Annotated in this window: 17 protein-coding genes; 9 read left to right on the top strand and 8 right to left on the bottom strand. The window is 61.9% G+C overall.

Annotated elements, in window-relative coordinates:
- Positions 1–64 precede the first annotated feature (64 nt).
- From mscL to rpsA, 8 genes are all read right to left on the bottom strand, one after another.
- Positions 65–451: a large conductance mechanosensitive channel protein MscL gene (mscL, locus tag VGM51_12615; protein ID HEY3413877.1), complete on the bottom strand. Its 387-nt coding sequence runs from the start codon at positions 449–451 to the stop codon at positions 65–67.
- A 375-nt stretch (positions 452–826) separates the two neighbouring features.
- Positions 827–1,123, bottom strand: coding sequence for an FmdB family zinc ribbon protein (locus VGM51_12610; protein HEY3413876.1), 297 nt, complete (start codon positions 1,121–1,123; stop codon positions 827–829).
- 95 nt (positions 1,124–1,218) lie between these two features.
- Positions 1,219–2,649 carry a cysteine--tRNA ligase gene (cysS, locus tag VGM51_12605; protein HEY3413875.1) on the bottom strand — a complete coding sequence of 477 codons (1,431 nt, stop codon included), beginning with the start codon at positions 2,647–2,649 and terminating at the stop codon, positions 1,219–1,221.
- A 131-nt stretch (positions 2,650–2,780) separates the two neighbouring features.
- Entirely contained in the window at positions 2,781–3,569 is a 789-nt protein-coding gene (locus VGM51_12600; protein HEY3413874.1) for a hypothetical protein, read from the bottom strand.
- Positions 3,570–3,621: 52 nt separating this feature from the next.
- Entirely contained in the window at positions 3,622–5,604 is a 1,983-nt protein-coding gene (locus tag VGM51_12595; GenBank protein ID HEY3413873.1) for a hypothetical protein, read from the bottom strand.
- Positions 5,605–5,742: 138 nt separating this feature from the next.
- A complete protein-coding gene (locus tag VGM51_12590; protein ID HEY3413872.1) occupies positions 5,743–11,679 on the bottom strand; it encodes a carboxypeptidase-like regulatory domain-containing protein in 5,937 nt (1,978 codons plus the stop codon).
- Between the two features lie 266 nt (positions 11,680–11,945).
- Positions 11,946–12,563, bottom strand: coding sequence for a dephospho-CoA kinase (gene coaE, locus VGM51_12585; GenBank protein HEY3413871.1), 618 nt, complete (start codon positions 12,561–12,563; stop codon positions 11,946–11,948).
- A 152-nt stretch (positions 12,564–12,715) separates the two neighbouring features.
- The gene (gene rpsA, locus VGM51_12580; GenBank protein ID HEY3413870.1) at positions 12,716–14,347 is read right to left on the bottom strand and encodes a 30S ribosomal protein S1; all 1,632 of its coding nucleotides are present in this window, start codon (positions 14,345–14,347) and stop codon (positions 12,716–12,718) included.
- Between the two features lie 525 nt (positions 14,348–14,872).
- Between rpsA and VGM51_12575 the strand changes: the two genes are divergently transcribed.
- The 9 genes from VGM51_12575 (at position 14,873) to VGM51_12535 (ending at position 25,522) form a co-directional block, all read left to right on the top strand.
- On the top strand, positions 14,873–17,671 hold the full coding sequence (locus VGM51_12575) for a polysaccharide biosynthesis tyrosine autokinase (protein HEY3413869.1): 2,799 nt from the start codon (positions 14,873–14,875) through the stop codon (positions 17,669–17,671).
- Between the two features lie 57 nt (positions 17,672–17,728).
- Positions 17,729–18,796 carry a glucose-1-phosphate thymidylyltransferase gene (locus tag VGM51_12570; protein ID HEY3413868.1) on the top strand — a complete coding sequence of 356 codons (1,068 nt, stop codon included), beginning with the start codon at positions 17,729–17,731 and terminating at the stop codon, positions 18,794–18,796.
- A complete protein-coding gene (locus VGM51_12565) occupies positions 18,793–19,248 on the top strand; it encodes a dTDP-4-dehydrorhamnose 3,5-epimerase family protein (GenBank protein ID HEY3413867.1) in 456 nt (151 codons plus the stop codon). Before VGM51_12570 ends, VGM51_12565 begins: the two co-directional genes overlap by 4 nt.
- Positions 19,249–19,318: 70 nt before the next feature.
- The gene (rfbB, locus tag VGM51_12560; GenBank protein HEY3413866.1) at positions 19,319–20,335 is read left to right on the top strand and encodes a dTDP-glucose 4,6-dehydratase; all 1,017 of its coding nucleotides are present in this window, start codon (positions 19,319–19,321) and stop codon (positions 20,333–20,335) included.
- Complete coding sequence (gmhB, locus tag VGM51_12555) at positions 20,336–20,896, top strand: D-glycero-beta-D-manno-heptose 1,7-bisphosphate 7-phosphatase (GenBank protein HEY3413865.1); 561 nt, start codon at positions 20,336–20,338, stop codon at positions 20,894–20,896. It abuts the gene before it with no gap.
- Positions 20,863–21,603 (top strand): sugar transferase, encoded by a 741-nt coding sequence (locus VGM51_12550; protein HEY3413864.1) that lies wholly within the window; start codon positions 20,863–20,865, stop codon positions 21,601–21,603. The genes gmhB and VGM51_12550 overlap by 34 nt, the downstream gene beginning before the upstream one ends.
- Positions 21,603–23,438, top strand: a complete 1,836-nt coding sequence (locus VGM51_12545) for a capsule assembly Wzi family protein (protein ID HEY3413863.1) — start codon at positions 21,603–21,605, stop codon at positions 23,436–23,438. Before VGM51_12550 ends, VGM51_12545 begins: the two co-directional genes overlap by 1 nt.
- Before the next feature lie 77 nt (positions 23,439–23,515).
- Positions 23,516–24,394 (top strand): hypothetical protein, encoded by an 879-nt coding sequence (locus VGM51_12540; GenBank protein HEY3413862.1) that lies wholly within the window; start codon positions 23,516–23,518, stop codon positions 24,392–24,394.
- A 111-nt stretch (positions 24,395–24,505) separates the two neighbouring features.
- Complete coding sequence (locus VGM51_12535; GenBank protein HEY3413861.1) at positions 24,506–25,522, top strand: PEP-CTERM sorting domain-containing protein; 1,017 nt, start codon at positions 24,506–24,508, stop codon at positions 25,520–25,522.
- Positions 25,523–25,574: the final 52 nt, after the last annotated feature.

Raw genomic sequence — 25,574 nt, 5'->3', positions numbered from 1 at the left:
GCACACAAAGGGGCGAGGCTCAAACGGGATCCCGTTTGAGCCTCGCCCCTTTGTGTGCTTCGGATTACAGTTGCGACGTGCACGCGGAGCAGCGTGTGGCCGCCGCGGGGATTGTCGACAGACAGAACGGGCAATCTTTTGTCTCGGGCGGGGTTGGGCCTTCAGTCGGCTTCTTCATCTTGTTCGCCGCCTTCACGATCATGAAGAGGACCCACGCGACGATGAGGAAGTCAATCACCGCGTTGATGAACATTCCGTACTTGATCTGCGCGGCGCCAACCTGAATGGCGAGTGCACTGAAATCTGCCTTGCCGAAAGCGCCAATGATGGGGGTCAGGATGTCGCTGGTGAACGAAGTGATGATCTTGCCGAACGCGGCGCCAATCAGCACGGCGACCGCCAGGTCCAGAACGTTGCCCTTCGCGATGAATTCCTTGAATTCCTTGAACATGATACTCTCCTTGAAAGATTACCTTCTAACAGATATCCGCCACCGAAACCCAGTTCGTACACCGACTACGCGCCGAGCGTCCGCCATTTCCCGGAGCCCCGCGCTATTCAGTTGACGCCGCATTGCCCTGCGAATGGGCAACCGCCGTCCGCGCACGGAGATGACGCCGGCCTGCCCCCGGCTTTCACCGATACCGCAAACGACTGCAGCACCTTCCGCACACCTCCGCCGCACACCGGACATTCGCTGACCGGCGGATCGGTCATGTGCTGCCGGCGCTCGAAGCGGTCGCGGCATTCCGTGCATTCGTACTCGTATATTGGCATTTTTCTTTGTGTTCTGCAAACGTGCCGTAGAGGCACAATTGGTCCCGTCTCAAGCCGAAGCGGTGGCCGGAACGGCCGCTTTCGGAGCTTCAACGGGCGTGGAAGCCTCGCCGGACTTAGGAGTGGGAGTCCCCGCTGATTCAACCTGAGGCGTTGACGCGGGGTTCGGCTTCTTGTAGTCGTTCACGTAAAAGCCGGGCCCTTTGAAGGCGATAGCGGGCGCGTGCATCACTTTTCGAACCGCCCCGTCACATTTGGGACAATTCGTTACCGCAGGATCGGACATCCTCTGAAAGCGTTCAAACCTGTCGTTGCAGGCGACGCACTGATATTCGTAAGTTGGCATTCTACCCCTCTGAGTGCTAATGTTCTATTCCCATTATAGCAGGGGATGCGTGTTGAAGGATGGCGCCGCACACCTGTCGCTCCGCCACGGAGTGCCTAACTCCTGCGCCAGATCGATCCGTCCGGGCCATCCTCCACAACAATGCCCGCTTCCTTCAGGGCATCGCGGATCTGGTCCGCCGCGCCCCAGTCCTTCTCCGCGCGCGCCTTCTGCCGCATATCGAGAATCAGGGCCATCAGACGCTCGATGCCGGCGTCGCCGACGGCGGACACTGTCTCAAACGTCAGGCCCAGCACCGCGCCGATCTGCAGGAGCGCGGCGCGGAGGGCCGCCAGCCCGCGATTGTCCCCCGGCGCCGTCTTGTTAATCTCAGAGGCCAGCTCGAACAGTACGGAGACCGCCACGGGTGTGTTGAAGTCATCGTCCATCGCGGTCCGGAAGCGCTCCCAGGCTGCCTCCGAAACCGCGCTCGGGGCCGGTTCCGCGTCGCCGGCCAGCCGCGTCGCGTGCGCGAGGGCGGTCGTCAGCCGGTCGTACCCTTTGCGCGCGGCCTCGATGGCTTCGTCACTGAAGTCCGTCATGCTGCGGTAGTGGCTGCTCAGGAAGAACAGGCGAAGCACTTCCGCCGGCCACTTCTCCAACGCCTGGGTCACGGTGATAAAGTTCCCCAGGCTCTTGCTCATCTTGACGCCGTCAATCTTCAGAGAGCCGTTATGCACCCAGTAATGAACGAAGGGATGCCCTGTTGCGGCCTCGCTTTGAGCGATTTCGTCCTCGTGGTGCGGGAACATGTTTTCAACGCCGCCGCCGTGGATATCGATGGTCTCGCCGAGGTATTTCATGCTCATCGCGCTGCACTCCACGTGCCAGCCCGGATAGCCGTCGCCCCACGGACTCGGCCAGCGCATGATGTGTTCGGGCGTGCCCTTCTTCCAGAGCGCGAAGTCGGACGGGTGGCGCTTCCCTTCCGCAACGGTGCCGCGGGTGTTGCTTTCCTGGTCTTCCAGGTCACGCCCGCTCAGTTTGCCGTAGTGCCCGGCCGCCGCCCATTTGGCAACGTCGAAGTACACGTTGCCGTCCGACTCATACGCCCACCCACGCTCGATCAGAATCTCGCAGAGGCCGATGATCTCCGGGACGTGGCCGCTCGCGCGCGGGCTGATATCCGGCCGGAGGACGTTCAGCCGGTCCATGGCGCTGAAGAACTCGCGCGTATAGGTCTCCACGATCTGCATAGGCTCGAGACGTTCAGACCGGGCACGGCGCTCGATCTTGTCTTCGCCCGAATCGTCAGCCTCGTTTGTCAGGTGCCCTACGTCGGTGATGTTCTGCACGTACCGTACGTTGTAGCCCGCGTGCCTGAGGTAGCGGACGATGACATCGAAACCGATGTACGACTTCGCATGTCCGAGGTGCGGGCTGTCATAAACGGTCGGCCCGCAGACATACATTCGGACGAACCCGGGCTCGATCGGCTCGAACAACTGCTTCGTCCGTGTGAGGGAGTTGGTTATGTGTAATGGCATATCGGGTTCAGGATAGCACGTCGGGGATGCGCGACGAAACGGAGTTGGGGCACCATGCCAATGCGGAAATGGGGAAACGACGGAATCCTATCCCCTCGTTTCCCCATTTCCACATCATCCCGGGGGCTGTTTTAGAACGGGAACGGTGGCGGTCCGCCGCCGCCCGTATTCGTGCCGCCGCCACTGCTGCCGTGGCTGCTGGCGATGATTACGCCGACCAGGATAAGCCCGCCGATGAGAAGGCCGGTCTTGCCGCCCTTCTTCGACTTCTTGGCTGCCGGCGGTGTGGGAACCGCGCCCTCGGACGTTGCGCCGGGGGTCTTGCCAGGTTGAGGCCGTACAACGGGTCCCGGAGCATTAGCGGAGGCGCCGAACAATTGCGCCGCGGCCTTGCCAGCCGCCGCGTCCGCTGCCTGTCGCAGCAGGCTCAGTTGCGGCGAAGATGCGTTCACGGCTTCGCCGGAAGCTCCGGCCGTCTTGACGGCCTTGCCGTCCAACGCGCCCAGCAGCTGCGCCGAAATGGTCACCGTGGCCTTGTTGGCTGCGGTATCCACAGAAGCGTCCTCAACGCTGGCTACCAGGGCCATGTCCGCGCCAACGGCTCGCGCGATCGCGGAAGCTGTCTCCGGCGTATACGGGCCGGCCACCTGCGCCGCGGTAAGCGTTCCGCCGGTTACGGCCATCTTCGCAAGCGCCGAAGTTGGGGAGAACGCCATCGCGTCGTACTTCACGGGGCCGGCTACGCGCGACCGCAAGCCGGACAGCACGGCATCCGCAACGCCTTGGTCCACGGCTTCCGGCTTATCCACTGGAAACACCAGCAGGGTTTGGTTTGCGGCGAACACGGGGGCAATCACCGCCGCGCATAATGCCGCCACCCCCAGTGATCGAACCAGCGTCGATATCGGAACTCTAATCATACGGGTTTCTCCACAAAGCAGGGGGAGGGAAGACCCCTCCCCCGTCTCTATCCTATCGACCGCGGCCCGAGCGCCCCAATGGCGCGGTGGGCAGCTCCGTCGAAGTGGTTCCGGCGCCTGGCTGGCGCGGGCGAACCGGACCGGCGCCCGGGTGGCGCCCGGCAACGGACTTCATCGTCGGCGTCGAGCCTTCGTAAACGAGCGGGCTCATCGCGCCCCACACCCAGCCGCCGTTCTCCGGCACGTTATCGTCGCGGGTGTTCCGCGTGCCAACGCGCCAGTAGTACGTACCTGTCGTGAAGTCGAACTGGCTGGTCAGCAGGTTCAGCGTCATCGACGCATCGGGGCAGTAGATCGGCTTGAGGGTGGTATTGGTCCGGGGATCGGTGTTGATTCCGTTCACACAGGTTGTATCCAATCCGGGAACGCAGACAGGGGGCGTAGACGTGTCCATCGCGCCGTACCACATCAACAGAAGGGATGGCGTCGGCGCGAGCGCCAAACCCTCGCCACCCTTCGGATACGTCTCGGCGCCGGTGAACTGGGGATTGTTCGCGATCTGGACAACGTATCTGTCGCCGCCCGGCACCTGCTGGAACGTGAACACCCTGGCGCCCATCGCCGCGGGGTCGAGTGAAAGCGAGCCGGAGACCGTAGGCGGCGGGATCAGGCCCGTCGCGGCGCCCGTGATAACGTCTGTCGCGTATTTCACGGTCGTCGTGGTCGTGCCTGTGCCGGTGCCCGTACCGGTGCCTGTGCCGGTGCCGGTTGTGCTCGTAAAGTTATAAGCACAGCTGATCAGGTAGCGCGTCGGCGCGCCGGCGTCCAGTCCGTCAACTTTGGATTCAACGAACGGCGTCAGGGCCTGGATGTCGCGGGCACGGCCTGTATCATAGACGCTCGTCTGTCCCGCGTTTACGATGTCGACGGGGTTGCCATCGGGGCGGTCCAGGCGGCGAACGGAGTACCCAATGATGTCCGACTGAAGGACACCACTCGGCGGGCTCCACTTGATATGAACGACCGGCACGTCCGGTAGATCGTTCGGGAATGGAGCGCCATTGAACGGGCCCGTGGCGACAGCGGTGGCGTTCCGCACGGATCTACCCTGGCTGAAACTGCCGTGGGCAAGCTTCGTCAACCCCAACAGCATACCCGCGCCGATGGCCAGGTTGCCGAGGCTCAATTTCGGGCGGCGAATCGTCGCTTTGGACGCGCCGGTGCCGCCGAGGTCAACGGGGATGTTCTCCAAACGGAATACCGCGCGGACCTTGTCTTCCGGCTGCACGCCGCGCGTGGTGGCGATAACGGCCGCCGTCGAGTCCGTCGGTGAAACGGAGGTGATTTGTAGCCGGCCAACCTGCTCGCGATTGCGCAGGATGATGAATTCCATCCCCTGGCGAACGCCGCTGTTGCTGCCGATATTCAGAAGCGCTTCAATCTGGCCTTCACGGCTGGACGTCGCGTAAACTGTGCCTTCCGGCAGGATGCGCTCGTTCATCGAGCGAACCGCCGCAAATGCGGCCTTGTTCAACGCTTCGTCGAGAAGCGCGTCCTCGGACCCCGTCAAGCCCGGCCGAACGCCGCTCTCGCCTGTCACGATGGCGCCGTTCACCAGTTCACCGGATGAACGATCCGTCATCTCCACGCGAAGCGTCAGTCTCACCTGCCCGGTCTTCGGGTCCTTGACAACCTTCGCCACGTCGCCCGTGATGACGGCATCCGCTTCCAGCGCGGTAGCAAGTTGTTGTATGCCGACTCGGCCCAACGGATACGTGAGTGAAAGGTCGGACATGGTCTTAACGACCGTGTCCTTCTTCACGACGTCATACTTTGGGGAGCCGATGAATTGAGTTTCCGCGGCGGCGGATGCGCTGTTGCCTAACAACGCTCCCCCCACTCCGCTGGAGTTTGTAAACGTGAGCACAGCCACGGTAAGCGGTTTGCCAACCTGCGCCATGGCGGTGCCGATGGCGGTAACCGCGAGCGCAATGGCGGCTGTCAGCAGCGCGGCGCGGCGAAGAAACCTATTCACAGTCTCTGTTCCTCCTGAAATTGTGGAGCATTCGGCGGGCAGTAGTCGTTAGCCGGTATCGTCAGGCCGGCGCCTCGGTTCTGCCGAGGGCCGCCTGACGCCTACCGTCTACAGGCTGCTGCCTGCTCTCCCCATTTGTTATCTAGAAACGCCGGCACGGCGCGTTTCCACACGGAATGTGCGGACACCACCGTCGCGGGCGGATCGGAACGCGTACTGATTCACCGCGCTCATGTTGGTTCGTTGGCCTGTTGCAGAGTCCACCAGCCAGGCCGTGTATCCGGCAGGCAAACTGCCCACCGGCGTCCACGTAAGGGTAACCATCCGCGCGTTCAACGAGGTGCTGACGTTGATCGTCCAGATATTCAGCGCTCCCGGACTGCGGACGTCGGTAGCGTAGGCTCCGGCGGACCCCATCGGGAAGGCGGTGTACAGGTATTTGCCGCCGCTCATCGGAAGCGGCTTCGCCAGGTCAAGGCCTGGATCGATTCCGGCGGTGGCACGGCTGCTGATGCCCAGCGCCAGGCCGTTATCGGTCATGCCGTCCGCGGAAGCGGTGATGTTCATGCCCCACTTATCGGCCGCGGGCATCAGCGCGCCCTTCATCGCTTCAATCTCGGCAACAGCCTTGATGTTCGCTCCGGCCGGGACGGCGGGTTTGGGTACGTAGAAGAGCAGCGGCTGGGCAACCTTCACCCAGTAACCACGCCACGGCACCAGAGACATAGTTGGCGAGGCCACCTGGTATGTTCCTGAGTACACGGAGTTGCCGTTCGCGTCTACGCTGGAGCCACCCCACAGGTCGCTGAGGATGTAGCCCTTCGTCTTCGCGTCGTCGATGGTCATCTTGGTCTGAGTCGCATCGTCGCGCAGCGTCACCCGAACGGAGTCCGTTCCCGTGCCGTTCCAGACCACTGTCCCCGGCCACGGGTCGCCAATCAGGTTCCAACCGATGTCGGTTCTGATGATTCCCGTTGTGCCGGACATTGACGTACCCTGGTCCACCACCTTGCCGTCAGCCGGCAGCTTGAACCCGTAGCCGCGGCCCAGGCGGGCTGTATCGGCGGGGTTGTTCGGGTAGAACACGAAGGCCTGCGTGCCGGCGTTGTAGCCGACCACGGCGTTCGCCAGCTGAGCGTTGGTCAGCGTCAGCACTTTGCTGAACGTGATCGGAACCGAGGTGGTCCCGCTGTAGTCGTACGGCAGGGAAGCCATCAGCACACTGCCGGCAGTGAAGGTATGGATAACGCCGAATTCGAAGTTCACCTGATTGACCTTGGTCGGGTCAGCCGGGTCATCCGGGGCGGCGATGATCGTCTTGCTCTGCGGCGCCAGGCTCTGGTACGTCACGGTGATCGTGTACGTGCCGGAGTTGACCTTGAACGTGCCGGTGCCGTCCGTCGGATCGCCCGTCACGGTCGTCGTGATCGGGTTCAGCCCGCTGTCAAGCGGGACGGCGGGAGCGCCTGTCGCTACGTCAATGACGGTGATGACCGCGCCTTGCGCCGGTTTGGCCGGCAGCGTGAACGCGTCCTTCACGGAGACCACGATCGTCGCCGGTTTCGGAGCAGTCCGCGTCAGCACGATCGGGAACGAGACGTTGCCGAACTGCGTTACGGCCAGCGGTTTGCCTGCGTTCGAAGTCGCTGCGTAGTAGTGCTGCTCGCTCTTCGTAGCGCTGATGACCATGGTGTACTGGCCTTCGGGCGTCGTCACAGTGTACGCGCCATTCGGCAGGTCGCCAAAGGCGTAGTAACCGGCTGTGTCGGACACGGCGGTCGCGGTATTGGCTCCGGTCGCGTCAGTCACCGTTACAGTAACGCCGCTGACTGGATTGCCCGTGTCGGCATCCGTCACGTTTCCGGAGATAGTGATCGGCGTCGTGGTCGTCAGGGCGATGTCGAACGTCTTGTTCACGCCCGTGGTGATGGTCAATGAGCCAACCGGATTCGTGTATGCGGCGTAATATACTCCGGCTTTCCATTGCCCGTATGGCGTGGTGATGGTGTAGAAACCGGTCGGGATGTTAATGAACGCGAACTGCCCGTTGGCGTCCGTGATAGCCATCATGTTCGCGGCGCCCGTGATGTCCGTGAGGGTCACCGGCACACCCGCCAGCACGAGGCGCGGGGACGTGCCCTTCTGGTAAACGGTACCGGCGAGGGAGCCCGGCTGGGTAGGCACCAGAGTGATGTTGTCCCGGGTATAACCGCTCCGCATGGTGTCAACGGCGTCGCGGACTTCGTGAGACCCTATCGCAAAGCCGACCTTGTAAGCGTACATCCGGTAGATGCTCGGCTCCAGGCCATCCATCGTGAAGAAGCCCGTGTCGTCCGTCAGCGCAGTGCCGCGGATGTTGCCGGCGGCTTCAGCGTTGTAGTCATCGACCGCGTACACGAGGACGTTCTTCAGGCTCGAGACGTTCGTGGTGATGAACACGTTCCCCAGGAACCCGCCGGTGCAGAAGTAGTCAACGACGTTGTGGAACATCGTTGCCGGGTTGTTGGGGCTGATGACGTACGGAGGCGTCCCGGTCGGGGCGGCATAGCCTCGTGAAATCGCGTCCGGGTTGAAGGACATGAAGAACGTCTTGGACGCGCTCGCGTTGTCCGAGGTAACCGGAATATGAGTTTGAACGGCGCACAGAAGCGTCTTGTCGCCGACGTCCGATGTGGCGTAGTAGTAAACGGGCTCCGCGCCGCCGACCGTGCCGATGTCCACGCCGGTGATTCCGTCCTGATGGTAGTTGGACAGCGAACCGTCCGCGCGGCTTTCGTGATCCGGGTTCCCGCGAGGGCTGTGCAGCGGAAGATTGGTGGGCTCGCCGCCCGGCCAGTGCGGGGCGAGAGGGGCTTCAACCATCACGTACGGTATGGGGTTCAGCCCGAACATACTGCCGTCTTTGGCGTTCACTGCGTTTGTGCGATGGAACTGGAACGGAGAGACCTCGTCAACGTCCGCGTCGCTCTGGAACGCCACCTTCATCCGCGCCAGCAAGGCGTTGGACGAATTGGGGTTGTCCCCGGACAGCACGTACGCCACGTCCGCGCCGGCAAGCATCAAACGCCCGCCGCGGTTCATGTAATTCACCAGTTCGCCCTGCGTGGAGAGATTGGCAATGGTGCCGACCTCCGCGGAGTTTTGTCCGGCGTTGCCGTTCAGGTTGCCCGTGTGCGGGGAGACCCAGACGACGCACCGATCCGCGACACGCTGCGTTCTCAGGACGGAAGGAATCGGGTAGCCCGGCTGGGAGTGGGTATACGGGAGGTAGTTGTGCAATACGCCGCGGGAGACGGTTCTGCCGGTCGATTCCTTTACGTCATCGAGCGTAATCGGCTCGCGGCACTGCGTGCGCCACAGATCGTATTCCGTGTGCCCGGCGGAATCAACGAAGAGCGGATCGCCCGCATTCAGGAGCCCGTCGTTCCCCGCGACGAGGCGATGGGAAATCGGGTCCTCCGTGAGAGTCGGCTCGGTCTGCCATTCGCGGCGGGGCCCGAAGACAGCCCAGGGATCGCCGCCATACTTCTGGGAGAAAATCGGGATACCGTCGGAGGTGACGCTTGGGCCGGGATGGTCCAGGAAATAGCTCTCGGTCCGGACACCGTTCGTACCGTAACGAGCGGCTGAACCGCCTGTGGTATCGTCCATCGACTTCTGGCCCGCGGCGAAGTCGCTGACAACCAGGACTCGGCTGGTCGGGATGAAGGGCGCGGTAGAGAATCCGCCGATGTTATCCGTGATATAGCTATGCGCTGGAATCGCCGGGGTGGTCTGTGTGGCCGGAATCGGCGGCACCTTCACGATGATATCAATCATGAAGTCGGAAACTTCGGCCGGAGTGTACCACTTGCCGGTATAGGCCACGGGGAACAACGGATTCGGCGTGTCATTGACCGCCTTCAGCTTGATGAGCGCGCCAATCTGCGGAGCGCCTGCTTTACCGCCCCAGGCGGCCGTATAGGCGTCGAAGTCCGGCTTGCAGAATTTCACCGGAAACGCGTCGACTTCCTGGTCCGCCGTGAAGGTCACGCTCGGAGCAACTTCGCTCTCCACGCTGCGGTAGATCCGGTTGTCGGGGTCCTTGACGAGGGCGTACACCTCGGTTGTGGGAGCCTTGGTCGTATCGTCAAAGTGGTAGTATTTCGGGTTGACGTTGACGGTGATGTTGACGTAATCGCTTGGGAAGCCCTTGCGATGCGTCAGCACGAGGTCGCTCTGCTGAACGGCCGGAAGGTCCTGATCAGGCGTCACAACCGGCAGGCCGTTAAGGATGTCACCCTGCGACGTGATGGCGCCGGCACGATTGGTCGTCCAGATGTCCCACCCGAGGTCATTCGGATCGACGGTCGTCGGAGGCGGTATGGTCGGAATGCGGTCGTCCGCCTGGTACATGATGTTCGGTGTCATCAGGCTCAGCAAGTCGGACCCGTAGTTGACCGGCGCCGCGTCCCCGTAGAGCTCGTTCGAATCGTCGAAGTGAATCAGCGGGCTCGTCGGGTCAGTGGGGATCGTGGGGACCATCTTGTCGCCCAGTGTCTGGCGATGTGCCATCGAGTCCGGAACGCTTTCATCGGAGCAGTTCGGATCGTACGGGAACGGATAGACGTAAATGTCGAACAGCGCCTTCGTCGGATCGGTTTCAACACCGTCGGCGAGGCCGTCGCCATCCTTGTCAAGCCGATCGGAGGAGAAACCCACCTGGTTCAGGCCGTTGAAGAACGACATCATGTCGCGCGGCGCGTCATTCTTCTCGTCAACGTACAACGTCAATTGGGTGGCGCCGCCGATCGAAGCGGAAGCGGGCTTGTTGTCGGCAGGGGGGTTCCTAACGGCGATCTTACCGAGGAACACGCGCGAGGCAAACGGCGTCTGCAGTATCGAGCGAGACACATCAATGTCGAACACCGGATCCTGGATGGCGCCGGTTTTCTCGTCCATCGGATATTTGATGTCCGCTTCCGTCCATGTCAGGTAAGTGCCGTCAACGGAAAACCGCGGGTATAGCACGGACTTGCCGGTCGGGGACGAATAAATCTTCTGAACGTAGCCGGCGTCGGTAATGGCTTTGGCGGTGTCCCACATCCAGAGGCTGGTGACCTGCGTGGCGGGGTTCTTCGGGTCGTAACCGCGCAGGCTCACAAAGAACACGTAACGGCTGTTATTCGGGTAGAAGATCGGGGTGGCGTCCGGCGTGAACAACGGCATGTACTTATTCGTAACCGTTCCGTCTGTCCCCGTGATCGGAACCTGGCCAACGCCGTAAAGGTCGGGCTGCAGGATTTTGGAAATGGTGCCATTGTCGCCGGTCAGGGATGTCGCCAGGGCGTCGTCACTCAGACAGATCGTCCGAACAGGAAATCCATGGTAATCCAGGGTCACCTGGGTACCGTCCGCAAGCGTGACAGTCACATTGGGCTTATAGATGTCGTGGTGGATACCCAGAAACGCCGTGAAGCCCAGTGTGTTTGTTTTGTTGGCAGTCGGCTCGAACTGTTCCCCAACCTCGTTGTCACCCACCGCGACCCGCACGAGGACCGTCCCGGCAGGCGTCCGGTACCTGATGTGGTAGTCGTTTGCCCCAACCAGGAAGGGGGGCATCTGGATACCAAGGGGCGGATCGGCATTGGGGTCCTTGGTGATGTCGGGAGCGGGCGGCGGGTAGTTGTCACTGCCGTTCGGGCCGTTCGCCGTATACGCGACGCCTCCGCTGGAGAGGAACTTTGGCTCAACACTGTTATACGATCCGTTGGTGGTATTGGTGTCGATGTCCGGCGTTCCGCCGTGAGTCTTTTGCGAGGACCTGGCGCGCGCCTGCGAAGCCGACGCTGTCCTCTCGCCCGGCGCGGCAACGCGCAACGGGAAGACGGGCAAAGCCCTGATCCCAAGGTAGTTCGGGCCGCGCATTGCGGGCTTCTTCGGCTTGGGCGCCGGCTTGCGTGCGGCCACGGCGACCGGCGCCGGGCGCATGGTCCTGAGCACGGTCATCCTGGCGCCGCCGGCTGACACCGGAAGAACGGCCGTTACCAGGCCCAACCAGACAGCCGTACCCTTTGCGGCGATTCGTAAAAACATGTCCCTTATCTCCCCCTCAATGTGAAAACGGCCGACGTGTGGGAAAAGTCTGCTATGCGGCCCGACGAGCGGACAGACTCCGCTCGGCGAGGATTGTTTTGAGGAAATGGCGGCTCCCGGCGCGCACTGTGAAGGGCGCGGGGCTGATGCTGGCATGACACGTCAGGAGGCACAGTACAGATTATATCAGTCGCCCGATACCAAGGCAAGAAGCATGCCCTCCATGACGGCGGCGTGCGCGAAACGACATACAAATGAGACGCCATTTATTCAACCATGCGACGCCAGAGGGCTTCCACGCGCGCCGCGGTGTCCTCAAGCGTGCCATCCGTTTCAACAACGTAATCTGCGCGCGCCGCCTTCTCGGAAAGCGGCATCTGACTCCTGTCAACCGCCGCGATGCGTTCGGCGTCCCAACCGCGCTCGGCTAGCCGGCGCGCCCGGGTCTCCGGGCCAACGGTCACGGTCAATACCCGATCCACCATTGTGTCCGCGCCGGCTTCAAACAACAGCGGTACCTCCACGGCCAGCACGGGCGCGCGCTCCGGTTCCGCGCGGTACATCTCGATGGACTCCGCCATCTGGTCCAGAACGGCCGGGTGTACCAGCCCCTCAAGATCCGCCAGCGCTTCGGGATTCTGGAACACGATATCGGCCAGCTTCCCACGGTCTACCCCGCCCCGGCAATCCAGTATACCGTCCCCGAAACGGGCAACAACCCTGCCCCGGAAGGCGCTATCATTGTACGCCCAGCGGACGAGCGCATCCGCGTCGATCGTCTGCGCCCCCAATGAGGACAGCATCTGCGTTACGGTGGATTTCCCGCTGCCGGCCGCTCCTGTCACTCCGAGCACCAAACCCTTTTGACGCGTCATCTTGCTCATTTGTTTCAGTCCGAATTTGAAACCTTCAATTCCGGCCGCCGCGCATTCGTCCGCGCCACCTTATTTGATCCACCCGGCCGCCGAATCCTTCAGTCGCAGAAAAGCCCGGCGCATGGCCGGGCTCTCCCACGAAACGCCTCAAGGACGGCCTGTCACTCTGCCGCCTTCGGCTCGACCTCGGCGGTCTCCTCGGTGGCTTCAGTTGCCTCGGGGGCCGCTTCCACAACCTCAGGGGTCGGTTCGACAACCTCGGGGGCAGCTTCCACAACCTCGGGGGCGGTTTCCGCAACCTCAGGGGCCGCCTCGACAACCTCGGGAGCAGCTTCCGCAACCTCGGGGGCAGCTTCCACAGCCTCTTCCGGGGTGGCCGCAGCCGCTTCGGCTTCCGCGGCTTCCAGTTCGGCCTTATAGGCGGCCAGCGCATCACCCTGGCTGTCGCCGAGGGTGAAGCGGTCATCCGGTTGCTTCTGGCGGTACTCGCGAGCCTGTCGGTCACCACGGTCACCGCGTTCGCCGCGTTCGCCCTGTTCGCGCTCTTCACGCTTCTCCTGGCTCTTGCGGCTCAGTTCGATGCGGCGCTCGTCCGGGCGCACGTCCAGAACTTTCACCTGTACGGCGTCGCCAACCTTCACCACGTCCTCAGGGCGGGCAACGCGGCGCTGGGCCAGCTCGCTGTTCTTGATGAAGCCTTCGATGCCGCCGTCAAGCGCCATGAATGCCCCGCTCTGAACCAGCCGGCTGATCTTGCCCTCAATGATGTCACCGGAGTGGTACTTCTTGCTGGCTTCGGTCCACGGATCCGGAAGGATCTGGCGCATGCCGAGACTGATGCGGCCCTGCTCCAGGTTGACCTTCAGCACCATCACCTGGATTTCCTGGCCCTGCTTCACAACCTCGTTCGGGTGCTTGATGCGGCTCCAGGACATCTCGGAGATGTGCAGCAGGCCGTCCACGCCGCCCAAGTCCACGAAAGCGCCGTAATCGGTGATGCGGCGAACCACACCGGCCCGAACCTGACCCTCGCGCAGGGTCTCAAGCGTCTCTTCGCGCTGCTTCTCACGCTCGCCTTCGGTGGCCAACCGGTGGGAAAGAACGACCTTGCGGCGCTCCTTGTCCACTTCGATGACCTTCAACGGCAGCGCCTCGCCGATGTACTTCTCAAGGTTGCGAACCTTGCCGTTGCCCACATGGCTCGCCGGGATAAACCCGCGGATGCCGAGGTCAACCACCAGGCCGCCCTTCACGCGATCCGTGACCATCGCCTGGATGATCTCGTCGTTCTGCTGGGCCTCAATTACGTGGTCCCACGCTTTTTCGAAATCGGCGCGCTTCTTGGAAAGCAGAAGCTGGCCCTCGGGGGTTTCGCCCTGCATCACCATCACGTCAACCGTATCTCCCACGGCCAGAGGGGCTTCGTCCGCGTTCTCGCGGCCCATCTCCTGCGGCTTGATCAAGCCTTCGGATTTCTGGCCCACGTCAACCAGGACGCCTTCCCGGTCGATGCGCACGATTTCGCCCTTCACCACATCACCCTCGCTCAGCGTGCGGAAGGTTCCTGTGTATTCCGAACCCGGCGACAGGTGCGCGCCGAACAACTCCGCGTCAGACATGTTATCCAGTGAAGACGGGGTCGGCTCGCCCACCACAGGAAGCGGTCTTCGCTCCTCGGGGGCTGCCTCAGCCTTGGGTTCCTCGATCGGTTCCGGGGCCGCCGCGGCCTCCACCTCAACCGCTTCAGCAGCGGCGAATTCGATCGGTTCGTTCGTTTGGGTTTCGTCTACCATTCGTTTTCCCGTCTTTCACACAGTCTGGGCAACCGGCTATGATCCTGCAACCGGCGCAGAGGGGCGTGGAAAGGACGTGCCTCCCTTAAACAAAGATTTAGCGCCGCCACCGCTTGAAGACCACTGCCCCAAGCCGCGCCGACGCAGTATAAGCGAACTAATCTTACCACCCAATGCGGTTTCGAGTCAAGGTTTATCTATCCGCGTTTATATATCCGCGACCGGCCTCGAAGCCCCTGCCGGCGCCATCAATGAGCGCCATACGTCGTCGATCGCGCCGCCTGCCCGTGCCAGATGCGCCTGCCCGTTTTTCGCCCCGTGCCCGTGCCATCCGTACGATGCCTTCCACGCACACAACCGTCACCCTTCAGCGCTTTGAAACACCTGCGGGAAGAATGGTAGAATAGGAGCATCTCCCAGTCCTCGCTAATCAACGTTTACATCCCGATAAAGATGTGGACGTGTCGTGTCGACTGGAAACCGGCATCAGACGCCCGAGAGCCCATTCAGGAGGTCCGCGGAACCTTGGAACCACAACAGCATCTGTCCCTTCGAGACTACGGACGCGTCATATCAAAGCGCTGGAAGGTCGTCGCCGCCTTCGCCATCCTGGGTCTCGCCGCCGGAGCTTTCACTTACTACACATCGGCCAAAGCGTTCAAGGCGACCAGCGAAGTCCTCGTTGAACGCCCGTCTGGATATTCGATCAGCGGGATGGGTGCCGGTATCCTCGGCAGCGGCCTCAACACAGGGTCTGCCCTTTCCACCAAGCAGGCGTCGCACTTCGTGGAAACCAACAGCTATCAGCAAATCGCCAGGGCGCTTACCGACCTCGCGCCTCGTATTCCGCTCGACCTGACGGATTCCGCCACCCTGGACGACATCAGCACGGTGATTCAGACGGACGTTCTCGATTCGGAGTATGTAACTCCGGTTCGTATCGCGCTCTATGATCAGCCCTCAGCCAGCCTCGAGTCGTTCCAGCAGACCAAGGTCATCAAGATGGCGCCCGCCCTTCGGAAGAACCTGGACACTTTGGCGCGGATTGCGAATACATCAGCCCTCAGTTCCGGCTGGTCTCACGGGCGGCCTGGCCGTAGCGACCACGCAGTCCGTGAGAATATGCGCCAACTCGCTGATTCTGCGATGTTGAAGGCGCTGGGGTCTTTGGGCGTCACCGGTGAAGCAGGCGCCTCTATGGTCAGCGCAACAGACGCGCCGGCTTCGACGAAACTCTCCGAGTATGCGAAGGTCGCCCTCGCCGCCAAGCTCATCGGCATCCTGAGTGACCTGGACGAGGTTTCGGGCACAGCCAAGAAGCGCGGCAGCAACATCACTCAGTCGAAATCATCATCAGAAGTACTGACAAACGCCGGCACCATCATGACGTCCAAGTTCGTGGAGGGCCTCGAATTCGGTCCTGGCCACGTGGATTGGCTGAATCTCTCTCCAAAAGAAAAGCAGGATGCGATCCTGAAAGCCGGCGACGGACTGAATGTGTGGCACGGCAAGCACATGAGCAAGTCGGAACTCGTGTGGGACGTCAGCGCAAAAGAGGGTGAGACCGGCACTGACATCGTTACAATTACGCAGACCGCTCCGACCGCGGACCAGGCGCGCCTCGCCGCCAACGCCATGGCTGCCGTGATGGTCTGGCAAGACCGCATGACCAAGGTCGCCAATGACGAACGCAGCGTGCGTTTCCTCAAGGCCCAGATCGGCGACGATAACTCCGGCGCCTCAAGAACACTGCGCATCAGGGAAGACCAGTTGGCCGAGTACCAGCGGACCAACCGCCTGGTGGACTCTGCCACCCAGTTGAAATCCGCCGCCGAAGAAGCCGCCTCTCTTGATGCAGATCGTGGCAAAGCGCGGGTTGAGATCGCCGATGCTCGGGCCAGCCTAGGCAACGTGCTCCAGCAACTTGGAGGCCCGCAGAAACAGAGATTTGTCATCGCGCCAAACATCAAACTGAACGCCGTTAAGGAGGGCCTCCGATCCGACTTGATCAAAGCGGAAACGGAATTGGCCGGCCTCCGCGCTCAGGGCTTTACCGACGAATGGCCCGCCGTGATGAGCGCGAAAGCGCAGTTAGCCAATCTTCAGCGCAGGCTGAACGCTCAATTCAAGGATTCCATCGAGCAGCAGTTCACTCCCGAGCCGGTCCATTTCGCGCTTGCGGGCAAAGCCGCTGATCTCGCGGCCACAATTGTCGGCCTGGAGGCTCGCCAGACCGCGTTGGGACGGCTGATCGGCGAGATGGACAACCGTTTTTCCGCACTGCCCGGGAAAGAAGCGCGAATGCTCCGGCTGATGCGCGCGGAGAGTCTCGCGGAAAGAGAATACCAATACCTTAATGAGCGTCTCATCGACGCCAAGAGCAACCGCGTTATCCGTCAGGGAAATGCCCGCGTCATCGCCGTTGCCACCGCGCCTGGCGAAAAATCCGCGCCCAGGATGCGCAATGTAATTGCCCTGTTCCTTCTTGGCGCCTTCCTTGGCTGCCTGTGCGCCTTTGCCCTTTCCGCGATTGACGTACACCTGCGCACCGCAGAGGACGTTCAGCGCGAACTCAAACTCCCGGTTCTGGCCCACCTCCCGGCAATCCCGGCCGGCAATGTATTGATTGTAGAGTCCGAGCCGGCGTCCGAGATCACCGAGGGATTCCGGTCTCTGCGTTCATCGGTTCGATTCGCCGGCGGAGATACACCACCCAGATCGATCGCCGCGACCGCGGTACGAGCCGGCGACGCAAAATCCGCTGTCGTTGCCAACCTCGCCGCATCGCTCGCGCAGGCCGGACTCACTATCACGGCCATGGACGCCGACCTTCGGCGCCCGCGCCTGGCATCCTATTTCGGCTCAAATGCATCGTCCGGGCTCGCGGACGTCCTGTCCGCCGGCGCACCGGCCCGCGACGCCAGGCAGGCGACCCGGATTCCGGGCCTTTACGTCCTGCCGGCCGGAACCGTGTCCTCCGGCGCGAGCGAATTGCTCGAGAACGGTCGGTTCGGCGCCGCTCTGGATGACCTCGCCGAAGTCGGCGATCTGGTCGTGATAGATACCGCGCCCATCGGCGTTGTCTCCGATGCCGCCATCATCGCCTCCCTGGCGGCCTCAACCATCCTTGTTATCGAGGCGGGAACCATTACGCCGGACGAAGCGCGCAGCGCGGTGGCCAAGCTGACCACCTCGGGCCGCGCTCAACTGATTGGTGTCGTGCTCGTCGGCGGCGACGCCCCAAGGTCCGCCGACTATCGCCACTATTCCGCCTCATCCGAATCCGGCGCGCCGGCCGGAAAAACCCGGAAGTCCGGAGCCTGATGTAACTGCGGTTCCGGTTGGGGAGGCTCGCCGCCTCCCCAACCGCTGGAGTTTGCCGTGAAAGCACTCATTCTATCCGGCGGAAAAGCGAAGCGCCTCCGCCCCATCACATACACATCTGCAAAGCAACTCCTGCCCGTAGCCAACAAGCCCATCCTGTTCTACGGCATCGAGGCCATCCGGGACGCCGGGATCACCAACATAGGGATCATCGTCGGTGATACCCGCGAGGAGGTGATGGCGGCCACGGGCGACGGATCGCGCTGGGGTGTTCAGATTACTTACATTCACCAGGATGCCCCGCTCGGGCTCGCCCACGCAGTGGCGATCGCCGGCGATTTCCTCGGTGACAGCTCCTTTGTGATGTATCTCGGGGACAACCTGATTGAGGGTGGCGTCGCCGGGTTCGTCGAGGAGTTCAAGAGAGAGAAGCCCGCGGCGGAGATACTGCTGAAGCAAGTCTCAAACCCGCGTGACTTCGGCGTTGCGCTTTTGAACCCGGACGGTACAATCGCGGCGCTGGAAGAGAAGCCCGCCGAGCCAAAGTCCAATCTGGCCCTCGTGGGTGTCTACCTTTTCACTCCCGAGATCCACGCGTCCATCGCGCGCATCAAACCCTCCGCGCGCGGCGAACTCGAGATCACCGATGCAATTCAAGACCTCATCGACCGGGGCGAACGGGTTCTGAGCCACGAGCTCTCTGGTTGGTGGCTGGACACCGGGAAGAAGGATGACATCCTGGAGGCCAACCGGACGGTGCTGGACACCGTGCCGAGGCTGATTGGCGGTACGATGGATGCCGCGTCGCAAGCCGTTGGCCGGGTGCAGATCGGCGAGGGAACGGTCCTGACGAACACCACCGTTCGCGGACCGGTCGTCATCGGCCGGAACTGCCGCATCTCGAATGCGTTCATCGGCCCGTACAGCAGCATCGCGAACAACGTGACGCTGGAAAACGTGGAGATGGAGCATTCCATCATCCTCGACAACACAACCGTCCGGAACCTTGACGGCCGGATGGCGGATTCTCTGATTGCCAGGGACGTACACCTCACACGCGTGGACAGCCGGCCGCGCGTCTACCGTTTCACACTCGGCGACGATTCCAGGATAGAGCTCATATGATCGACGGCGTCACAATTGCCCCACTGAAGCCCAACGCGGACGAACGCGGTTTCCTCATGGAGATCCTGCGCGAATCCGACCCCCATTTCCAGCATTTCGCACAGGTCTACGTGAGCAAGTCCTACCCCGGCATCATCCGGGCGTGGCACTACCACGCCCGCCAGAACGATATCTGGTGCGTCATCAGCGGGATGATCAAGGCGGTCCTTTACGACGCCCGCGAAGACAGCCCCACGTTCGGCGAGGTGCAGGAAGTGTTTATGGGTGATGACAACCATGTCACCCTTGTCATCCCCATCGGTATCCTTCACGGTTACAAATGCCTCGGTGATGGGCCATGCCTGCTGCTGAACTTCACGGACAACCTATACGACCGCCAGCAACCCGATGAGTTCCGCCGTCCGTGGGACGACCCGGGCATTCCCTACAACTGGGACGTCAAGATCACCTGACGCTGTTCCCGCTGTACTGTGGCCTGAAATCGACCGTCGCGGCGCCAACGGGGGCCGCTGGAGATGCTGTTTGAAACTCCTCGTAACAGGCGGGGCCGGTTTTATCGGTTCCCACTACGTGAAAATGGCGCTTGCCACCCACCCGGATGATTCGGTGCTGGTGCTGGACAAACTCACCTATGCGGGCAACCTCCGCAACCTCGAAGCGGTAGCGGACAACCCGCGATACCGGTTTCTTCACGCCGACATCTGCGACGCCGAAGCCGTCGAAGGGGCGATGTCCGGAATAGACGCCGTACTGAACTTCGCGGCGGAAACCCATGTAGACCGCTCGCTCATGGACCCGGCGTCCTTCATCGAAACCGACGTCAAGGGGACGTTCGTCCTGTTGGAAGCGGCCCGATCGGCGGGCGTTCAACGCTTCCTGCAAGTCTCGACCGACGAGGTCTACGGCAGTATCGAGAGCGGCTCGTTCCGCGAAACCGATCGCCTGGCGCCCTCTTCGCCATACTCCGCCGGAAAGGCGGGCGGCGAGATGATGGTGATGGCCTTCGGAACGACCTATGGCTTGGACACGGTCATCACGCGCGGCTCGAATAACTACGGCCCCTTCCAGTACCCGGAGAAACTGATTCCCCTCTTCATAACCAACGCTTTGGACGACCAATCTCTACCGCTTTACGGGGACGGAGCGAACGTCCGCGACTGGATCCACGTGGACGACCATTGCCGCGGTATCGACCTGGCGCTTAGAAAGGGACTGGCGGGAGCAGTTTACAATATCGACGGGGGAAACGAGCGTTCGAACCGGGAGATTACCCAGCAGATACTCACTCATCTGGGTAAGGATGAGACGCTGATTCGCCGGGTAAGCGACCGGCCGGGCCACGATCGTCGCTACTCAATCTGCTCGGACGCAATCCGCGAACTTGGGTGGTCGCCAGCCATCGAATTCACCGAAGGCCTTGCGTCCACCATCGCCTGGTATGTCGAGCGTCGTGACTGGTGGGAACCCTTGAAATCCGGCGAGTACCGGGCGTATTATCAGTCCATGTACGCGGAGCGGCTGAACAAGGTGAAACCCTGAATGCCCAGGCCAGCCATATTTCTGGACCGAGACGGCGTCATCAATGTTGGTGTCAAGGGAGACTACATCCGAAACGTTTCACAGCTTCGCTGGCTGCCCGGCGTCCCCCAGGCAGTCGCCGCCCTCTCGAATGCCGGCTGGCCCATCGTGGTAATCACAAACCAGAGTGGAATCGCTCGTGGCCTTTACACGATGACCGACGTGAGCGAGATACACCAACGCATACGGTCGGTTATTCAGCAGGCGGGCGGCGACATCACTGCCTTCTACGTATGCCCGCACCGCGACGAAGACCGTTGTGCATGCCGCAAACCCTTGCCCGGTATGCTCTCCCAGGCCGCCCGGGATTATGACCTGGACCTGGCTCATAGTTTCTTCATTGGAGACACCGAAATCGACGCCCGCGCCGGAAGAGCCGCCGGATGCGCCGTCATCACGGTCGCCACGGGCCTCACGCCCGCGGAAGAGGTGAAACGTTGGCCGTCTCCTCCCGACCACATATTCAATTCATTGATGGAAGCCGCGGAATGGATAAACAGATGCGGATCGGACCCCTCCTGAAGATGCCGTTCCGCAAACGGTACGATGCCCCGAGGAGCGACGCCGTCCCGGAATCCCCAAACCTCAGTCGGGCGAAGCCGCCCGGCCCTCCCGTCCCGCTTGCGCGCGGTTATCTCCTCGCGAAGCGTGTCATAGACGTTGTCCTCTGCTCCGTCGGGCTCGTCGTTCTTTCCCCGCTCCTCCTTCTGGTGGCTATCGCTATCAAGATCGACTCCCGCGGCCCCATTTTCTTCAGGCAGGTCCGCGTGGGCAGGAACCATCGTCCGTTCTACTGTCTCAAATTCCGTTCGATGACCGCCGATGCCGAAAAGAGGCGTGATGAGATAGCGCACCTGAACGAAGTGGACGGTCCGGTGTTCAAGATCCGGAATGACCCACGCGTTACCCGCGTTGGCTCATGGATACGCAAGGGCAGCATTGACGAACTGCCCCAACTCATCAACGTACTCAAAGGCGAGATGACCCTGGTGGGGCCGCGGCCGCCGATTCCCTCGGAGGTTGAAAAATACGAGGACTGGATGCTTCCCCGCCTCAGCGTCACCCCCGGGATCACCTGCATCTGGCAAATCAGCGGACGCAGCAACATATCCTTTGAGCAATGGATGAGGATGGACCTCGAGTACATCAACAAGTGCTCCATTAAGCAGGACCTATCCATTCTCCTCCGTACTATTCCAGCCGTTCTTTTTGGTAGAGGAGCATATTAATGCGCCATCATGGCATCCTGCGTATCCTGGCGATCGCGATTCTGTACCCGTTTTTCGCCGCGCCCGGACACACTGAGGGCAGCAACGCGTCCATCACATCCATGCCCGCCGCGGACACAGCCGTGATCGGCGCCGGGGCCAATGCCGGCCTGACCGTGGGGCAGGAACTCCCCGTGCTCCACTCCGGTGTGAAGGTCGGCAGCATCGTGCTGACGAAGGTGGAAAACGAGTCCGCCACGGGACGCGTGTCCACCGTGGAGGGAGCGACGGTACAGGTTCTCGACGACGTCCAGCTTCCGTCCGCGGACCAGCTTCCCGTTTCCGCCCCGAAGACAAACCCGCCCCGTGAGGCTCCCCGCGCGCCCGCCGCCACACACGGCTCGTACAACGAGCATCTGATGGATATTATCCCCTGGGAGCGGTGGGAGTATATGGCGCTGTCGTCATTGGCGGTAGACGGGTTGCTGCCCGGATATGCCGCCCGGGATTTTCAGGCCACACGCCAGTTCACCCGCGGCGAACTGGGCGGCCTGACCGCCCAAGCCCTTCTCCTTTATACGTCCGGAATGGGCACAGACCGTGACCCGGCGCTCCTGCGCCGCCTGGCCGGCTCATTCCGCTATGACCCCGCCGTTCAACAGGCGGTTGAAGCGGCGCTGGAGATTACGCTCGACCATCCGGCGAAACCCACGCTGGTGCCGGAGGCGCCTGGCCTTTCCGCTTATGGCGGCCTTCGTTACTGGCGATTCCGCGGTGAGAGCAAGGTAAACGTCACCGGCCGTGTCGGCGGCATCTACGATGTCAACGACAACGTCTTCCTGGCCCTGTCCGTGAACAACCTCCACCAACTCACGAGTTCGCTCCCCAAAGCGTTCCCGGCCATCGATGTCGCCACCGCGAACTTCCGCGGCCTCGGCATGGATTGGGAAGTCGGCAAAACCTACCTGTCCTCCGGCCCACTGGCGTCCGGCGATGGCCTGCTGAGCGATAACTCCCCCGGAATGGTGATGGTCAAGGCGCGCGGTGCCTTCAAATGGGGCCCGCTCGGGCGGTTCATCGGCACGCAGGTATACGGCGGCTTCCGCGATCTGGACGGGCCTAAGTATTTCGGCTTCCGCCGGATGGAATCCCGCATCAACAAACGTCTGGAGCTCGGCCTCGGCGAAGCCTATATTTCCACCCACGCGCCGAACCCGTTGAGTCTCGTCATGCCGTTCTACGCATATCAGCGCCTCGTCATCAACCGCTCCAGGCTTGGCGGCCATTCCACAAGCTCGGCCGGCAACGACACGTTCAACTACATGGCCCAGGTCGACCTGGTGGCCCACCTGAATCGCAAAGCGGATGCGTACGGCGAATTGATCCTGGACGACATCTCTGCTCCGTCCGGGCTCGGTGTGGGAAATGTTCCGCGCAAATTGGCATACGTTTTCGGCATGCGCTTCCCGGAACTGTTCGGCAAACGGGGCGACGGCCGTTTCGAAATCTACAGCGCCGACCGCGAAACTTACATGGGCATCGTGCCGCAAGTCGGGTGGACAAACAAGGACCTGCTGATCGGCAACCCGTTTGGGCCTAATACTCAGGCGTTCTTCGGCCGCCTGGACTACCGGTTCACGGACAAAACCAAGGGGTCGCTCCAACTTCGTGACGCCGTGCAATATCACAACGGTTTGCCGGACATGGGTGACCGCTTCGAATTCGCCGTCACCCTCGCCCATGACATCACTCCCGCCGAATCGATCAGCGTTCAGATCATCCCGCAACGCTTCCGCGGTCAGGGTTACACGCAGCGGCCCAACGCATTCGAACTCATGGGCACGTACGCCTACTGAGTCCGGCGCTCTCATCAGCCGCCAGCCCGTATCGGGCTGGCGGCTGTGTTCATTTCTGCGCAACTCGAAGGAGCATTATGAAACTGACCAGCAGGGCGCCAGTGCGCATCGACTTTGCGGGCGGCTGGACAGACGTTCCCATTTTCGCCGAATCCGCCGGAGGCGCGGTTCTCAATGCGGCCGTCGCCCAGTACGTGTACGGCGAGATGGAAACCGGCCAGGATGGCAACGGCATCCGGGTGTCCTACAACAGCGACCTCCCGGCCGGCTCCGGCCTCGGCACATCCTCCGCCCTCAACGTCGTGTGGCTCAGCCTCGTGCAATCGCGCATCTCATCCCGTGAGGACAAAGAGCGCATCGCAGAACTGGCTTACAATCTCGAATCCGTGCTGGGCATCCTCGGCGGAAAGCAGGACCAGTATGCCGCGGCGCTCGGCGGGATAAACCTGATGCGCTTCACGGACAAGGTCACCGTCGAATCCGTGGAACTGGATGACCAGGCGGTCACCGAACTGGAAACCCGTCTCGTCCTGTGTTACACCGGCCAGTCACGCCTTAGCGGCAACATCCACGACAACGTCTGGGGAGCCTTCCGCGCCGGCAAGAACGAGACCGTGCGGGCCCTCTACCGGATTCGCGAGATTGCGGTGCTGATGACGGATGCGCTGCGCCACTCCGAGTGGGAGCGCTTCGGCGGCCTCCTGCAGGAAAACTGGGAGAACCAGAAATGCCTGGACGCGTCCGTGACGAACGAGCGTATCGAAACGCTCTTTGAACTTGCGCGCGGCAATGGCGCCATCGGCGGCAAGGCCGGCGGCGCGGGCGGTGGCGGGTGCCTGGTGTTCTTCGCCGAGAAGGGCCGGTCCACGGAGCTCACCGATGCGCTCAGCGCCACTGGCGTTCGCATCATCCCCTGCAAACTCGACTTCCAGGGCCTCACCATCTCAAGGGAGTAGCCGCCGGCCATTTGAGGGAACGAGCGTAAACTCTCCGCCGTCTCACGTAATGGCACATCACGCCACGCGAGCCACTTCGCGGCACCCGATGTGCACGCTTGGAGAACCACGATGCGCTTTCTTTCTCTCGCTTTGATCTGCGTCTCGATCTTTGCGCCGGCCACGCTCAGCGCGGCGCCGTCCGCCTATACCATCCTCGACCTTGGATCCACGTCCCAGCGCGATGTCTTCCTCAACGAACGCGGCCAGGTCGCTTTCTCGGCTGACGGGAAGGCATTCCGGTATACGGACAACGTTGGCTTGGAATTCCTGGCATCGAATCCTTACTTCCTCTTAATTGGCGGGATAAACGACCGGGGGCAAGTGTCGATGGCGACCTCTGGCGATGGCGTACTCGACATTCAGCGCTATTCAGACGGCGTTGGTCTTGAGTCGCTGGCCAAAGCAGACGCTCTGCTCACCCTGACGCGCCCGAACAACTTGGGTGATATCGCGTATGCCGACACCACCGGCGGGTACTACATTGGTATCACGGGGGTCCAGTGCTTTGCCACTCCATGGCTCCCGGGGATACGTCCCGCCGTTTACGATATGAACGACAGCGGTACCGTCTTGAGCAGCTACGTCTACCCGGTATCCGGCGGCGGAGGTGCCTATTCATTCGCGCCACCAGATGACTATCGTCGGCTCACCCCGCTCCTGTCTGCTTCGGCGCTGAACAATCTGGGTGGTGTCATCGGTACCACCGACCAAGGACCCGCGATTCGATGGGCCAACGGAACCGTGACCCAGTTGGGTGGTTCTGCCTTTGGCCGGGACATAAACGATGCCGGAGCCTGGGTAGGCAACCAGTACCTCGACGAAGATGCGACCGAGGCATGGTTGGGCACGAAGAACGGAATGGTCATTCTCAATACGCTCATCGATCCCGCTCTCGGTTGGAACCTCGCGTACGCTAGAAGCATCAACAATGCCGGGCAGATCGGCGGCACCGGGTTCCTGAACGGCCAGCGCCACGCCTTCCGCCTCGCGCCCACGAACTCCATTCCTGAGCCGGGCTCACTGGCGCTCTTGTGCGTCTCAATCCTTCCGTTGCTTGCAGCTTTACGCCGCCGCCCCAAACCCTGACCTCCAACCCCCAGGCCCTTCTCCCTTGCTTTGCCTCCCGCGCACGGCGTAC

It is taken from the genome of Armatimonadota bacterium, assembly GCA_036504095.1.
In the GTDB taxonomy this organism is placed as follows: domain Bacteria; phylum Armatimonadota; class DTGP01; order JAKQQT01; family JAKQQT01; genus DASXUL01.
This window is presented reverse-complemented; position numbering and strand designations above follow the sequence as displayed.